Raw genomic sequence first — 14,710 nt, forward strand, 5'->3', positions numbered from 1 at the left:
ATGGCCAAGGCCGCCGAGACGAGTTGGACGGTCGCGCACATCCTCAAGCATCTTGAGCAAAGCGGTTCTGAAGAGAACCGCGCCGGGATGGCGCGATTCGGCATCGACATGACCAGGGCCTTTGGCGTTCCCATGTCGGTTTTGCGACCTTTCGCCAGGACGATCCACAAATCGAATGACCTGGCTCTTGACCTCTGGGCCTCGGAAATTCACGAGGCCCGCCTGCTTGCAATCCTGATCACTCCCCCCAAGGAGATGACTGATGAACTGGCAAGATCATGGCTAGATGACACTCACTCCTGGGATCTGTGTGATCAACTCACAAATGTGCTCGCCCGTCGAACGGATTCAGGCAAACTTGTCAGTGAACTGACGAGCGACACGAGAGAATTTGTCAGGCGCGCCGGTTTTGCGCTTATCGCCTGGCGCGCCGTCCACGCCAAATCGTCTCCGGACAGTGAATTCCTCGGCTACCTGGACCTGGTCCGGAAGATGTCGACTGATGACAGGAATTTTGTCTGGAAGGCCGTTCACTGGGCTTTGCGGCAGATCGGCAAACGGTCGATCGAGTTGCACGGACCTGCCCTCGCTCTCGGTGAAGACCTCGCCGCTTCAAGCGACAAGACCGCCCGCAAGGTCGGCCGCGAAACCGTCAAGGAGCTTTCATCGGACAAAGTCCTTGCCCGTCTGGGAACAAAATAGCCCCTCTTCAGACTTCGACCTCAAGTGTGCCGATCGGATTGGAACAGCAGGCAAGTATGTAGCCGGCCTCGACATCGTCCTCGCTTATACCGCCCGAATGCACCATGTGGACGTCCCCGGCCAGTTTTTTGACCTTGCAAGTCCCGCAAACGCCAAATGTGCAGCCCGAGGGAATGTTCAGGCCGGCATCCTTTGCCACGGCAAGAACGGTGTCGGTTTCAGTGCACCAGGCAGAGACACCCGAATTGGCAAAGACGATCTGCGCCTGCGTGTCCTCCTGAGGAACAACATCGTCGAATTCCGTCAATTCCGCCTTGGTTTCGGCAGGCGCCTGGAAGCTTTCCTGATGATAGCGGTCCATGTCGTAGCCAAGCGCATTCAGGATTTCGCGCACAGCATCCATGAACCCTTCCGGACCGCAGCAAAAGACGTCTCGATCAAGGTAGTCATTGCACATCAATCCGAGCATCAGCTGATTGAGTTGGCCCCGATAACCCGTCCACACCTCATACGGGTCGCTTTGCTTGACGACGAAATGCAACTGCAAACCAGTGACACGGCTTGCCATATATTCCAGCTTCTGGCGGAAAATCAGGTCAACGGGCCTGTGAGCGCACTGAATAAAGCAGATATCGGGATCTTCCCCCCGCTCAAAAAGCGTCTGTGCCATCGACATCATCGGCGTCACACCGGACCCGGCCGAGACGAACAGGTACTTGCCATCCGGACTTGGAGGTAGATGGAACAGACCGGCGGGCCCAAAGGCTTTCAGCCGCATGCCGGGTTTCAATTCGTCCAGCATCCATCGCGTACCCTGACTGTCCGGCTGTGCCTTCACGGTGACCGAAATGTAGGCGTTGGAAACCGGAGACGATGACAGGGTATACGTTCGCTGGACATTTCCACCCGGGACCGGCAGGTCCAGTGTAACAAACTGCCCTGCCCGGTAAACGAAGGTTGCGCCAGAAGGCGGCCGGAAGGAAAATGTCTTCACGTTGGGGGCTTCGGGCACCACCATCACGCATTCCAGAAGCTCGCTGTCGTTCCAGACCGGCGTGTCGCGCCCCGGCATCGGTATCATCGATCTACTCCGCCGCTACACGGAAGCGGCCAATCAGGGCCGCTTCGAGGTTTTGCGCGTACCAGTCGATGAACTGGATGACGCCACTTTCCTGGACGGGAGAATAGGGCCCGGGCTCGTAGGCCGGAGACCGGATGCCGATCTGGTTCTCTTCAATGATCTGCCGGTCCTCGTCATTCGTGTGCATCCAGACCTCGGTCAACCGGTCGAGATCATAGTCGACACCCTCTTCGGCATCCTTGTGTACAAGCCAGGTTGTCGTCACCTCGGATTCCATCGGACCGATCGGCAACACCCTGAAGGTCAGCACATGATCCGACAGGAAATGGTTCCAGGTATTTGGATAATGGAAATAGAGGCAGGTTCCGGCGTTGTCGAAGGGAACCGTGCCGATCCGCCTGGACACTGCTGCCTTTCCGTCCATCGTATAGCTTACGGCCTCGCCCAGGAACGGAATACGCACGAAACGCCATTGTTCGTCCGGTGAGATCAGATATTTCGCGGGAAGGCCTGAACCTTCGCAACGATCCACATGGGTTTTACCGACATTCGACGTTGATGCATCGTCTGCACCGACCAGATTCGGATCATCAGGAAAAGTACGGCAAAGCGATGGATGCGACCCGGAGCAGTGATAGCACTCCCGGTTGTTTTCCAGAACCAGCTTCCAGTTACCCTTTTCAACGATCGTTGACTGGTGCGCAACTTTCAGGTTGCCGAGATCGTGAGGACCCAGGTAGCGAGCAGCCTGTTTTTGAAGCCCGCCAAGGTCCGGAGCCCGGTCGGCGAGACAGATGAAAACCATGCCTGAGACATCGGTACAATGAACGGATTTCAGTCCATGCTCCTGCGGATTGAAGTCCGGCCCCATTTCACGCGCCCACAGCAACTTGCCGTCCAGTTCATAAGTCCACTGGTGATAAGGGCAGACAAGCTTGGGTGCGGAGCCCTTGGCGGCCGCACAGATCCGGCTCCCGCGGTGACGGCAGGAATTGTGGAATGCGCGAATCGCGCCGTCGACCCCGCGTACAATGATCACTGAGTACGCTCCGATCTGGAGCGTCACGTAGTTTCCGGACTTCGGCAATTCCGCGCTTGGGACCGCAAAAATCCATTCTTGCTGCCAGATATGCTTCAGATCGGCCTGAAACACATCCTCGTCGCAATAAAAGGCCTGTGGCAGCGAGTACCCTGCCCGGCGTCTCATCAACAGTGAGAGAATGTCCGCGTCGCTGTTCATTTCGGTATGTCCTGATCCTGCCGGTCTGGCCGGCCCGTCGTTGAGATGAAATTAGGCTTGCAGCGGTCACAAGCCGTAGCGCAAAAACGGCATTGTCTTATTCAAGTGAGACGCTGCCCAAGAATTTCACCGGGCAGCTGAACTCAGATGTCCTTCACAAGCCGCAGCGCGTCGTAAATGGCGGCGTGTGTGTTGCGCGCCGAAACAGCGTCGCCGATCCGGTACAGCGCAAATTCACCTTTCGGGTTGGCGTCCAACGGCTGCGGTTGACCGAAAACAAGAGCTTCCTGCTTTACAAACCCAAGATTTTTCGAGCGAGGCTTAAGATCGAAATAGAGTTCATCCAGGGGAATGGTGCCATGGTTGATCACGATCTGATCGAATTCGCGCTCTTCGGTGAAAGCTGAATAGTCTGTCCCGATGACAGCTGTGATCATGTTTCCGGACCGTCTGGCGGCCTTCAGTCGATAGGTCACCGTGAAACGGACGTCCTTGTCCTGAAGGGCGCGCATGTACGGAACCAGATTCATCGCCATGACATCGGGGGCGAAAGACCTGTCCGGCGTCATGATCTCGACATGCGCTCCTGACGCCGCGATCAACTCGGCGGCCTGCAATGCCGCATGGTCGCCCGCATCGTCATAGACAAGGACACGCCTGCCCGATTTCACGTCGCCGGCTATGATATCCCAGGAAGACGCGACAAGATCATTGCCCTCCGACAGCACGTCGGTATGCGGCATGCCGCCGGTCGCAATGATCGCGACGTCAGGACACTCCGCCAAGACATCTTCCGCTTCGGCAAACGTGTTGAAATTGAACTTCACACCACGTGCAAGACACTGCTCCATGCGCCACTCGATGATGGATATCATCTCCCGGCGCCGCTCGGACCGGGCGGTCAGACGGATCTGACCTCCAGCGTCAGGTGCTGCTTCAAAGACGGTCACTTCATGACCGCGCTCTGCAGCAACGCGGGCCGCCTCCATGCCGGCCGGTCCGGCGCCAACCACGACGACTTTCCTGCTCACGTCCGCAGGCGCAATCTCGTGCGGCATTGTCAGTTCCCGGCCGGTCGCAGGATTGTGGATACACAGCGCGTCCCCGGCCTGGTAAATCCTGTCCAGGCAATAGGTTGCGCCAACGCAGGGTCGTATGTCCCCTTCCCGTTTTTCTTTTATCTTCCGCACAATCATCGGATCGGCCATATGGGCCCGGGTCATACCCACCATGTCCAGGAGACCTTCTGCAATCGCATGGCGCGCAGTTGCCACATCCGGGATCTTGGCAGCGTGGAAAGTCGGCAACCCCACTTCCCTGCGCACCCTGCCTGCAAAATCCAGATGGGGCGCATTGCGCATACCCTGAACGGGAATCACGTCTGTCAAACCCGGATCGGTATCAATATGGCCGCGTATCACGTTGAGGAAATCTATCTGACCGGTTTCCTTCAACCGATGTGAAATCTGAAGCCCCTCTTCCGGCGTGATGCCGCCTTGCAGGTCTTCGTCTGCCGTATATCGAATGCCAAGGATGAAATCGTCCCCGACGCGCTTGCGTATCGCGTCTATAACTTCGAACGAGAACCGCATCCGGTTTTCCAGCGATCCACCGTAGGGCTCCTCCAGGGAGTTTGTCACCGGCGACCAGAACTGGTCCATCAAATGCCCGTAGGCCTGCAGTTCGATGCCATCCATACCGCCTTCCTTCATCCGCTCTGCGGCATCGGCATAATCCTGGATTATCCGAACAATGTCCCAGTCCTCGACCTGTTTGGGAAAGGCGCGATGCGCTGCCTCGCGCTCGTGGCTTGGCGCGACCGCGGGGAGCCAGTCACCCTTGTTCCAATGGGTTCGGCGCCCAAGATGGGTGAGTTGGATCATCACGGCACAACCGTGATCGTGGCAGGCATCCGTCAGGCGTCTCACCCAGGGCACGACCTCGTCCTTGTAGGCAAGGATGTTGTTGAACACAGGTGGTGAGTTTCTCGAAACCGCGGCGGAGCCTGCTGTCATGGTCAGCGCAACACCCGCCTTTGCGCGCACTTCATGATAGGCCCGGTAGCGGTCTTTCGGCATGCCGTCTTCAGGATATGCCGGCTCATGCGACGTGATCATGATCCTGTTTTTCAGCGTCAGATTCTTCAGCTGATATGGCTGTAGCAGCGGATCCCTGGACATGTGTTTCCCTCAATTCGCGTCCTGCCGCGACCAAGCCACGACGGCTGGCGAACTTAAATCGCATCGGCTACGGGTGAAAAGGCGTAAAAACGACATCTATGTCGCTTTTAAAGACACTCATGTCAATTTTTGTTGTATCCGGTCATGTCTGCTGTTATCTAACCGCCATGAGCGAACCTTTGATAGAAAAGTCCAGTGGTTGGCGCGGTACGCGCGAGATCTGGATGCTGGCAGCTTACGAGGCATTGCTCGACAACGGCATCGATGCGGTAAAAGTCATGCCTCTGGCTGAACGGCTGGGCCTGTCACGAACAAGTTTCTACGGCCACTTTTCTGACCGGGGCGACCTGCTCGAAGCGCTGATTGGTTTGTGGAAATCCAAGAACACAGGCAACCTGATCAAACGCACCGAGGCATATTCGGAGACAATCACCGAAGCGATATTGAACGTATTCGATCTCTGGCTGATGCCGGACTTGTTTGATTCCCGCCTCGAATTCGCTGTCAGGAACTGGGCGCATTCTGATACCCGGCTTGCGCAGATGCTTGAAGAAGCAGACCAAATTCGTGTCGACGTCTTGCAGGCGATGTTCGAGCGCTTCGGCTTCAACCCCGAACACGCTAGTGTCAGGGCAAATACGGTTTACCAGACACAGATCGGCTACATTTCGATGAAGAAGGACGGCCCGGCAGAACCGCTCGAACCCCGTCGCCAACGCATGCTGCTTTATGCGGAGATCTTCGCCGGGCAGCCGGTTACGGACGCTGAAACAGCACGGTTCTTTGCAAGGCATCCGCTGCCCGAAGTTTAGTCGAAGACAATTTCACGCAGCCGATTGCCCAGACGCGCGCAAGCGGAAATCGTCCTCCGGATCAAAGCCGGATTGAGGCTGTTTGTTTTTCATGAACAGGGCCAGCACCTGGCACAAGACAATAAATGCGACAAGTGGCACGAGGCTTGAAAAGATCATGGAAATCAGCCAGTCCCGGGTCAGAAGCACGTCGTGAACGGTTGGCGATATCCAAAGCAATGCGGCCGATGCCTGGAGCATCAAGGGCCACCTGGGTACTTCTTTCACCACCAAGATCAACGCGACGGAATAAAAGAGCCAGTCGTAGAACATGAATGATGGCGCGGCCAGGGCAATGGCGAACAGTGAAACGGCAACGGCTCTTTGCCGCGGAAGCAACCGAACGGAGAACCAGACCGTAAAGGCCGCCAACACGATCGACAGGACTTGCGTTGCCATTCGTATTTCAGCAGAAGCCCCCCACTTGCCGAAGGAACTGCCGATCGTCGACATCATGCCGTGGTTTGCCGAAAACTGGAAGGAATGCGCCCCGTCCCGCATCGACGCCAAGAAAGTTTCCCAGAGCCCCAAGCCGTAGACGCCGACAGAAAGACTGGTCAGTGTTGCGGTTCCAAGAGCAGCATAAAAAATCGTGCGCCAGTCACGATTGGCCGCAAGGAACACAGGAAGCAACAGGCCATATTGCGGTTTGATTGTCACCAGCGCGAGTGCCAGGCCGCTCAGGACCGGTCGATCACGGCTGTGCAACATCGCAAACAACAACAGGAACGTTATCAACGGCGATAGCTGCAGAAGCTGAAACGCGTAATAGGCTCCCGGAGACAACAACATGAAGACGTAGGGCCATGCCGCAAGACCTGGTCTGACGAGATGGATCATCCCGAAAAAGCAGGCGGAAAAGACCGCCATCCCGATCAACTTTGCAACGGGATAACTGAAATAGGCCAGTGGCTCAAACAAGAGCAATGCATGGGGTGGATTCAAGAAAAGAAGATTTTCGTTCTTTTCCGAAAATCTCTCGCTGAAGATGGCCGGATCATAGGCATCGGCAGCCTGACCACTCAGGGCGAGCTCACCTGCCCGGTAAAACGCAACGAAATCCTCGCGCTGTACAAGCGACAAATCCGCGTGGAAGTCAAAAAGCCCACCAAAGTCGGTCTGAACCCAGGAAGATGCCAGAAACACCGAGGCTGCTATCAGCATGAAGGCAAAAAACGGACCTCCAAATCTGGCGTTCAGATCGTCAGCTTTCAGAAGGTCAAGCACCCTTGCACGCAGTTTCAAAACCCGCGCGAAACCCGCTGCAAATGCCTCATGCCCGTCGGAAACCAATTCCAGCCTCATCCTTGTGAATGTTTGCTGGTTCCGTAGTACGCAGGCGAAATGAAATTGCCGTTAATCCGCGTGCTTAATGCCCCGTTCACACCGTACGACCGGCAGGTTTCTTTTGGAAATCGCGGTAAAGCTGTGAGCCAGAATTCACTTGTGTTCCGAAGACGGAATACAATCTCACGACCCTGTGCGGGGTTTTTCCGTAGCCACGTAGGACAATGGCAGCGCAGTTGTGTTCTTGATCTGCTCCATGGCGAATGTCGTTGAGACATCCGAAATATCAATCTTTGAAACAAGCTTCTTGTAGAACGCGTCGTAGGCTTCGATATCGGGAACCGCGACCCGCAACAGGTAGTCGACCTGCCCGGCCATCCGGTAGAACTCGACGACTTCGGGAAACTCCCGAATGACGTCGGCAAATTTCTTCAACCAGTCTTCGGAATGCTGGCTCGTCGTGATTGCCACAAATGCCGTCACCTTCGCATTCACCTTGGCGGGCTCCAGCAGCGCGACACGTGCGGTTATGACGCCATCTTCTTCCATCTTCTGGATCCGGCGCCAGCAAGGTGTCGTCGACAAGCCGACCCGTCGCCCGATTTCCGCAACAGGTACGGTGCAGTCTTCCTGGAGGATGGACAGTATTCGTCGGTCGATGCGATCAATCATGGTTTCTGCTTCCAGCGTCGCGAGTGATATTTCCAGAATGAGATCAAACCACTCGGCAGGAAAAAATTTCAATTCACAGGCTGAACTCGTAACGGTTTTTCAACTTACCTGTCAATTCCTCCTCAAATGAGAATTTTTTTCGAAAATCTCACTTTCGCAACCGCAACGATTTCAAGTCAACCGCGAAACCTCTTCTTGCAGCACAGGAAGCAGATCGCTTTCAAACCATGGATTTTTCCTCAGCCAGCCATTGTTGCGCCAGGAAGGATGCGGCAACGGGATTACGGCTGGCTTGCCCGGTTGCCGGTTTGCCTCGAAATAAGCCTGCCAATTCACCACGGTTTCCGTAAGGCTTTTCTTGCGCTCACTCCCAAGGTGGTAGGCTTGAGCATATTGCCCGATCACCAGTACCAGTTCGATCTGAGGCATCTCTGCAAAAAGTTCATCGTGCCAGAGCTTCCTGCATTCCCTGCGCGGCGGCAGATCCCCTCCCTTGGAATCCAGGCCCGGGAAGCAGAAACCCATTGGCACGATCGCGAGACGGTCGGGATTGTAGAACGTCTCTTCGCCAATCCCCATCCAGCTGCGCAACCTGTCGCCGGAAGGATCGGTGAATGGTCTGCCGCTTTGATGCACCCGCGTACCCGGTGCCTGACCGCAGATGCACAACCGTGCCGATGAAGATATCTGCAGCACTGGTCGCGGCGCGTGCGGCAGCGGCTTTCCATCCGGATTTTCAATACATTTCCGGCAGGCACGAATGCCTGCGGCGAGCTGGTCCAGTCCTGGCGAATTCTGCTTGGAAGACAAAGAGTTGCACCTTGATACAGCTGATTAACACATTTCTTACCACGATCTTGAGGACGATCTTAAGGAATGATGAGTCAGTCTTGGAAAACAAGCAGTATCACAATAACGAAATCAACACCGTCCGGGCGTCACATGAAGTCCCAAGCGTCAGCAAACGGCAGCGACACGCTGGCTATCAACAGGCAACGCGCTCTCCGGCGACGGGAGATGGCCCGTTCGGTCAGAGATATTCGCAGCCGCCTGGGAGCGCCTGAAAGCCGTCACTCCACATTCGAACACGAGCGCCAGCACCTGTTTGCGGACACACGCATCAATGCGGCTTTTGCTGCGCCCCTGCTGGCATTGATCGTGGCTGCCATATCTTCCCTGTGGGTGAGCCCGCAGTTCATGGGAGCCTGGTTCCTCATTACTATCTGCACCCACTTTCTGATGGTGGTTATCAGTCACTCTTACGAAAAGGCGCCATCTGACCAGAAAGTCCGGATTGTCTGGAGCCGTCGATTTATCATTGGTGACCTGATCTACGGATGCAGCTGGGCCCTTTTCTTCCTGATGCCGGTTGCAAGCGGCGCAGGTGAAGGCCTGGTCATCTTCCATTTCGCGGCTTTGTTGATCGTGATTGCCATGAACACGATGCAATCCGCCAACTTGCCGAAGTGCCTTCTGGCAAGCACGCTGCCGATCACCTTTTTTGTCACTTTCAGCTTTTTGCAGCAATCCAGTGCGGTTCACTACACGTTGGCAGCGATGGCTATTGGTGCACAGGGGTTTTTCCTGATCCTCGGCAATCAGCTTCTCAAGAACGCAAACACGATGCTGGAGTATCGGGCTGACAAGGATCACCTGATTGCCGAACTCGAAACCGCGAATTCAATGTCCGACGAGGCGCGCAGGCGTGCAGAAGCCGCAAACCTTGCCAAATCCCGCTTCCTTGCAACGATGAGCCACGAACTGCGCACTCCGCTCAACGCCATTCTCGGGTTTTCGGAGATCATGAAGGACGAGGTCCTGGGTTCAATGGCAAACAAGACCTACCGCGCCTATGCGGAAGACATCCACGGCTCGGGTGAACATCTGCTCAATCTCATCAACGAAATTCTCGACCTGTCCAGGATCGAGGCGGGACGCCACGAGCTGCATGAAGAACCAATTTTGCTTGAGGACGTGGTTGCCGAGTGCGGCACCATGATGAAGGTTCGCGCCAAAGCAAAGTCGATCGTGCTGCATCACGCGCATCAGTCGGATCTTCCGCGTGTGTGGGCCGATGAACGCGCTCTGCGGCAGGTCGTGCTCAACCTCATGTCCAACGCGGTCAAGTTCACACCAATCGGCGGTGAAGTTCGCGTCAACCTGGGTCCTACAAGCGACGGCGGGCAGTATGTGTCTGTCCGGGACAACGGCCCCGGAATTCCGGAGGAGGAAATTCCCACCGTTCTGGAAGCTTTCGGCCAGGGATCACATGCGATCAAGAGCGCGGAACCTGGTACGGGCCTCGGGCTTTCCATCGTGCAGGCCCTTATCAGCATGCATGACGGCACGTTCAAGATTAAGTCGCAGCTGGGCGAAGGTACAGAGGTAACGGTCTGTCTGCCTCCTTCACGAAACATGAATTACCCAGCAGACGACAAGTCCGTTGCGCCCGGCAGCCTGGACGCACGTCTGAGAACGGCAAATTCTGGTTGAGTTCAGGACTTTGCAGAGACACCTGCGTCTGCAAATGTCGCCATTCCGGAATGCATTTCCGCGGAAGCCTTGACTATTCCTGCCGCAAGCGCCGCACCAGATCCTTCTCCCAGTCGCATGCCGAAATCGAACAGCGCATCCTTTTCCATATGCTCGAGCACCCTGGCATGTGCGTGTTCCGCGGAGACATGCGCAAACACGCAATGATCCAGTCCGGCAGGGTCCATCGCGTACACAACCGCGGCGGCCGCCGTTGTGACGAAGCCGTCGATGATCACCGGTACACGTTGCAAACGCGCAGCGATGATAAGACCGGCCATGGCGGCAATCTCCCGGCCACCAACCCTGCGAAGGATTTCAAGCGGATCTTTTTCGCCATTGAGCCGAACGACGGCCGTTTCTACTGCCGCCCGTTTTCTGGCAAGGCCTTCATCATCGACCCCGGTTCCGCGCCCGATCCAGTCCGAAGCTTCACCACCGAAAAGCCCATGAAAAACGGCTGCTGCAACAGTGGTGTTGCCGATGCCCATTTCTCCGAGACAAATGAGATCAATGCCTCCGGCAAGTGCCTCCATGCCATAAGCCATCGTCGCCGCGCAATTTGCTTCGTCCATTGCATCTTCGCGCGTGATGCTGGGCGTCGGCATGTCTACCGCCAGATCAAAAACCTTCAGGCCGATGTCATTCACGCGGCAAAGCTGATTGATGGCGGCACCCCCGGCAGCAAAATTCTCGACCATCTGCTTGTTGACGGCGCTCGGGAAAGCCGAAACCCCTTCGTCGGCAACTCCATGCGCAGAGGCAAAGATTGCGACCATGGGCCGGGTGACCTTGGGAGGCGCCTTGCCAGACCAGGCCGCCAGCCATTCGGCAAGCTCTTCCAGGCGACCCAGCGAACCGGCAGGTTTTGTCAATTGGCTGTCCCGCTCCCGGACCTTGTGCAGCGCTTCTTCGTCCGGTCCCGGCATGGACTTCACCAGGTTGCGGATATCATCGAAAGGAAGCGCGGTTTCGGAAAGGGACATATTGTTTTTTTCCCGGTCTGTTTGAAGGTCAATGATCCGATACTTGGTGCTGTCAGGCGGCTGATCTATAACGACGCCTTGAAAAAACTCAAGCACAGGACCGGCCTGATGAACCCCGAAACCGACCAAACTTCCAATTCTCGGGAGAACCGCGGTTCCAACAATACCAAAAACAGGTCGAACGGGATGACAGGTGCTTTTTCCAAGCTTGCAGCAGACACCGCCGCGTGCGTGCGATTCTTTTCCCGCCTCCCACTGCCGCAGGTCAATTCTGCCGACGACCCTTCATCGCCACCCGACTTTTCCCGGATCGCGCGGGCCGCGCCCCTGGCCGGTGTTGCCGTTGCACTCCCGGCCGCCGGTCTGGGCATGTTTCTCGCCTATACGCATCTACCGGGGCTCGTGGTAGCTACCATCGCGATAGCTCTGCTCTGCGCAACCACCGGTGCCCTGCACGAAGATGGAATGAGCGATGTCGCGGACGGGTTTTTCGGCGGCACAACGCGGCAACGGCGTCTGGACATCATGAAGGACAGCAGGATCGGAGCATTCGGTGCCCTTGCCCTTGTGCTGACCGTTGTCCTGCGCATTTTTCTCCTCGCATCATTATGGCAAAAGTTCAGCCCCGCAGACGCTGCGCTGCTCTTTCTTGCTTCGGAAGCCATCAGCCGGACCATGCTTGTCTGGCAGTGGTACGAAAGACCTCTTGCCCGCCTGGACGGCCTGGCGGCCAGATATGGCAAACCCGGCGGCGAATCTGCGTTGCAGGCCGTGTTTTTAACTATTCCACTGCTCATTCCCGCGGCATTGATCCTGACTGTGCCGGCTCTTCTGGTCGGCGTTCTGGTTGCTGCAGCGGCGGCTTTTGGCACCGGACGCCTGTCGGTGCAGAAAATCGGCGGCGTCACAGGCGACGTATTGGGCGCTATTCAGCAAATCTGCGGACTTGGATTCCTCACCGGGATGCTTATGGTGCACTGAGAAAGTGCGGTGCAGGCAGCTACACGTCATGAAAAACGAATTTCTCGGCAATCCGATCGAAACATGGTCCTGGACAAACAGGATTGTGGTTCTGATTGCAGTCTTGTTTTGTCTGTCCGCCTGTGGAAGCAGGCCTGAAGTCGGCGCGCTTGCACTTACGGAAGTCCCGGCGCAGGGGGCCAAGACCCACGAGATCCTTGTTGTTACGACGCGAGAACGCGACAGTCGTCCCGACACATATTTCAACGGTGAACGAGGCGAGCAGGTCAACTACGCGCAGGCAACAATCTCCGTGCCGCCGAGCCACGAGCTAAGCCAGGTCGAATGGCCTGACAGCTTGCCCGGCAACCCGGATACGGATTTTGTGGCGCGCAATGCCGGATACATTGCCGACAAGGACGCCTTCACCAGGGAAATCAACACCAGGCTTTCGAGATTGCCGAAGGGCAAGCGAGAGGTCTTCCTGTTCATTCACGGCTATAACACATTGTTTCCGGAGGCGCTTTACCGGTTTGTTCAGGTCGTGCATGACGGAAACATCGAAGCCGTGCCGGTTCTGTTCACCTGGGCGTCTCGCGGCAAGTTGCAGGACTATGTCTATGATCTGAACAGCGCCGCCATCGCCCGACAGGCCCTGGCGCAGACGATGCTACAGCTTGCAAACTCCAAGGCAGAAAAAATCACCATCCTGGCGCATTCCATGGGCAACTGGCTGCTGATGGAAACCGCAATACAGTCGTCTCCGGCGCAAAGAAAAGCTCTTGAGGGCAAAGTCGATGTCGTCATACTCGCAGCGCCCGATATCGACATCGATCTCTTCAAGGCCCAACTGAAGAAACTCGGCACCCCGGCCAATCCGTATGTTGTCGTAGTGTCCCGGGACGACAAGGCGCTCCGCATCTCCCGGGCGATAGCCGGTGGCAAAGAGCGTGTCGGCGCCTATTCCAATGATGAGGAACTTGCCGAACTTGGCGCAATCGTGATCGATGTGACACAACTCGATTCGCTGGATTCTGCAAATCACTCGAAATTTGCACAGCTGGCACAACTCAGTCCGGAATTCCGCAAAACCCTCGGACAATCGGGACTTCGTTCTGCCACCGACGCCGGACGCGGGGCGACGCTCGGCGATAACCTGGGAACGTTCGTCGGCAACACGGTTGCTTTGCCGGTGAACATCATAACCGCGCCCTTTACCTATGGTGGCGGCGGCTGACGCCGTATCTGGGTTCTTTCCAGCCGCTTTCCAGTCTTGGCAAAGCCACAATCTGTCGCCATATCCGCTTCATGAATTCGCCTTGTATAAAATTCTGCCAGATCGATCAGGAATCCGGCCTTTGCGCCGGCTGCCTCCGGTCTCTCGATGAAATCGCCGGCTGGACGGGTTTCAGCGAAAAACAACGCAAGGAAATCCTGTCGCAAATCCCCAACCGCCGCCTGCCCGAGGCTGCCGAAGGCAGCGACTGATGGGTGGCCCCAGACAGATCCGGGGCCTGGTGGTCGCCGCATTGATCATTATCTGCGGCGTCATGATCTTTCTGGCCTTTTTCGGCAATCCGTCAGATCCGGAAAACATCAATTTCGACGACAGTGGACCGCGTCTCGTTGCGCTTTCAGCGTTGGCGTTCGTCTTTCTTGCCAGTTTCATTTTCGGTCAACCGAAAATCCGAGAAATCGTGCAAGGGACGCTATTCTGGGGCGGTCTGTGCGCCCTGCTTGTCGTCGGCTACACCTACCGCACCGATCTGGTTCAGGCCGGATACCGTGTACTCGGCGCACTGGCCCCCGGACTCGCCGTCACCCAACCTGACGGTTCGATCCTGATCGTGCGCGACGCAACCGGTCATTTTGTACTTGATGGCCGTGTCAACGGTGCGCAAACCCATTTTCTGCTCGATACCGGTGCCAGCGCCGTTGTCCTGACATACGGCGACGCCCAACGGGCAGGTTTTCATCCGGAAGACCTGTCGTTCACCGTACCTGTCTCGACCGCAAACGGCCGGACACTTGTGGCACCGATCCGCATCGACACGATCACCGTGGGAGACCATTCATTCAATAACATCCGCGGTTTCGTCGCACGCGAGGGCTCGCTGAGCGGCAGCCTGTTCGGCCTCACCGCCCTCGACCGGCTGCAGAGTTGGCGGATCGAAGGTGACCGACTGATCATGACTCCTTAGAACAAACGGAAAATTTCC

The 14,710-nt window shown here is 56.5% G+C and carries 14 protein-coding genes; 7 read left to right on the forward strand and 7 right to left on the reverse strand.

The window, feature by feature from the left end:
- The gene (locus tag LA5095_RS20485) at positions 1-702 is read left to right on the forward strand and encodes a DNA alkylation repair protein (protein WP_055118317.1); all 702 of its coding nucleotides are present in this window, start codon (positions 1-3) and stop codon (positions 700-702) included.
- A 7-nt stretch (positions 703-709) separates the two neighbouring features.
- Here the strand turns inward: LA5095_RS20485 and LA5095_RS20490 are convergent, their stop codons facing one another.
- The 3 genes from LA5095_RS20490 to LA5095_RS20500 form a co-directional block, all read right to left on the reverse strand.
- Complete coding sequence (locus tag LA5095_RS20490) at positions 710-1,783, reverse strand: FAD-binding oxidoreductase (RefSeq protein WP_055118319.1); 1,074 nt, start codon at positions 1,781-1,783, stop codon at positions 710-712.
- A gap of 4 nt (positions 1,784-1,787) precedes the next feature.
- Entirely contained in the window at positions 1,788-3,023 is a 1,236-nt protein-coding gene (locus tag LA5095_RS20495; RefSeq protein ID WP_055118321.1) for an aromatic ring-hydroxylating oxygenase subunit alpha, read from the reverse strand.
- A gap of 143 nt (positions 3,024-3,166) precedes the next feature.
- Positions 3,167-5,203 (reverse strand): NADH:flavin oxidoreductase, encoded by a 2,037-nt coding sequence (locus tag LA5095_RS20500; RefSeq protein WP_055118323.1) that lies wholly within the window; start codon positions 5,201-5,203, stop codon positions 3,167-3,169.
- A 167-nt stretch (positions 5,204-5,370) separates the two neighbouring features.
- Here LA5095_RS20500 and LA5095_RS20505 point away from each other — a divergent pair, with 167 nt between their 5' ends.
- The gene (locus tag LA5095_RS20505; RefSeq protein ID WP_055118325.1) at positions 5,371-6,015 is read left to right on the forward strand and encodes a TetR/AcrR family transcriptional regulator; all 645 of its coding nucleotides are present in this window, start codon (positions 5,371-5,373) and stop codon (positions 6,013-6,015) included.
- 12 nt (positions 6,016-6,027) lie between these two features.
- Here the strand turns inward: LA5095_RS20505 and LA5095_RS20510 are convergent, their stop codons facing one another.
- From LA5095_RS20510 to LA5095_RS20520, 3 genes are all read right to left on the reverse strand, one after another.
- Complete coding sequence (locus tag LA5095_RS20510) at positions 6,028-7,359, reverse strand: glycosyltransferase family 87 protein (RefSeq protein ID WP_055118327.1); 1,332 nt, start codon at positions 7,357-7,359, stop codon at positions 6,028-6,030.
- Between the two features lie 165 nt (positions 7,360-7,524).
- The gene (locus tag LA5095_RS20515; RefSeq protein ID WP_173937391.1) at positions 7,525-8,010 is read right to left on the reverse strand and encodes an Lrp/AsnC family transcriptional regulator; all 486 of its coding nucleotides are present in this window, start codon (positions 8,008-8,010) and stop codon (positions 7,525-7,527) included.
- A 174-nt stretch (positions 8,011-8,184) separates the two neighbouring features.
- Complete coding sequence (locus tag LA5095_RS20520; RefSeq protein WP_082442838.1) at positions 8,185-8,823, reverse strand: uracil-DNA glycosylase family protein; 639 nt, start codon at positions 8,821-8,823, stop codon at positions 8,185-8,187.
- Between the two features lie 132 nt (positions 8,824-8,955).
- Between LA5095_RS20520 and LA5095_RS20525 the strand changes: the two genes are divergently transcribed.
- The gene (locus LA5095_RS20525; RefSeq protein ID WP_055118329.1) at positions 8,956-10,506 is read left to right on the forward strand and encodes a sensor histidine kinase; all 1,551 of its coding nucleotides are present in this window, start codon (positions 8,956-8,958) and stop codon (positions 10,504-10,506) included.
- A gap of 2 nt (positions 10,507-10,508) precedes the next feature.
- On the opposite strand, the gene cobT is transcribed toward LA5095_RS20525, so the two are convergent.
- Positions 10,509-11,531 carry a nicotinate-nucleotide--dimethylbenzimidazole phosphoribosyltransferase gene (gene cobT / locus LA5095_RS20530; RefSeq protein ID WP_055118974.1) on the reverse strand — a complete coding sequence of 341 codons (1,023 nt, stop codon included), beginning with the start codon at positions 11,529-11,531 and terminating at the stop codon, positions 10,509-10,511.
- Positions 11,532-11,639: 108 nt separating this feature from the next.
- On the opposite strand from cobT, the gene LA5095_RS20535 reads away from it, so the two are divergent.
- The 4 genes from LA5095_RS20535 (at position 11,640) to LA5095_RS20550 (ending at position 14,692) form a co-directional block, all read left to right on the forward strand.
- Positions 11,640-12,512, forward strand: coding sequence for an adenosylcobinamide-GDP ribazoletransferase (locus tag LA5095_RS20535; RefSeq protein WP_055118331.1), 873 nt, complete (start codon positions 11,640-11,642; stop codon positions 12,510-12,512).
- 28 nt (positions 12,513-12,540) lie between these two features.
- Positions 12,541-13,728, forward strand: a complete 1,188-nt coding sequence (locus LA5095_RS20540; protein ID WP_055118333.1) for an alpha/beta hydrolase — start codon at positions 12,541-12,543, stop codon at positions 13,726-13,728.
- Positions 13,729-13,799: 71 nt separating this feature from the next.
- Positions 13,800-13,979, forward strand: coding sequence for a DUF1289 domain-containing protein (locus tag LA5095_RS20545; protein WP_055118335.1), 180 nt, complete (start codon positions 13,800-13,802; stop codon positions 13,977-13,979).
- The gene (locus LA5095_RS20550; protein WP_055118337.1) at positions 13,979-14,692 is read left to right on the forward strand and encodes a retropepsin-like aspartic protease family protein; all 714 of its coding nucleotides are present in this window, start codon (positions 13,979-13,981) and stop codon (positions 14,690-14,692) included. The genes LA5095_RS20545 and LA5095_RS20550 overlap by 1 nt, the downstream gene beginning before the upstream one ends.
- Positions 14,693-14,710: the final 18 nt, after the last annotated feature.

This window comes from Roseibium album (assembly GCF_001404515.1).
Classification (GTDB): Bacteria; Pseudomonadota; Alphaproteobacteria; order Rhizobiales; family Stappiaceae; genus Roseibium; species Roseibium album.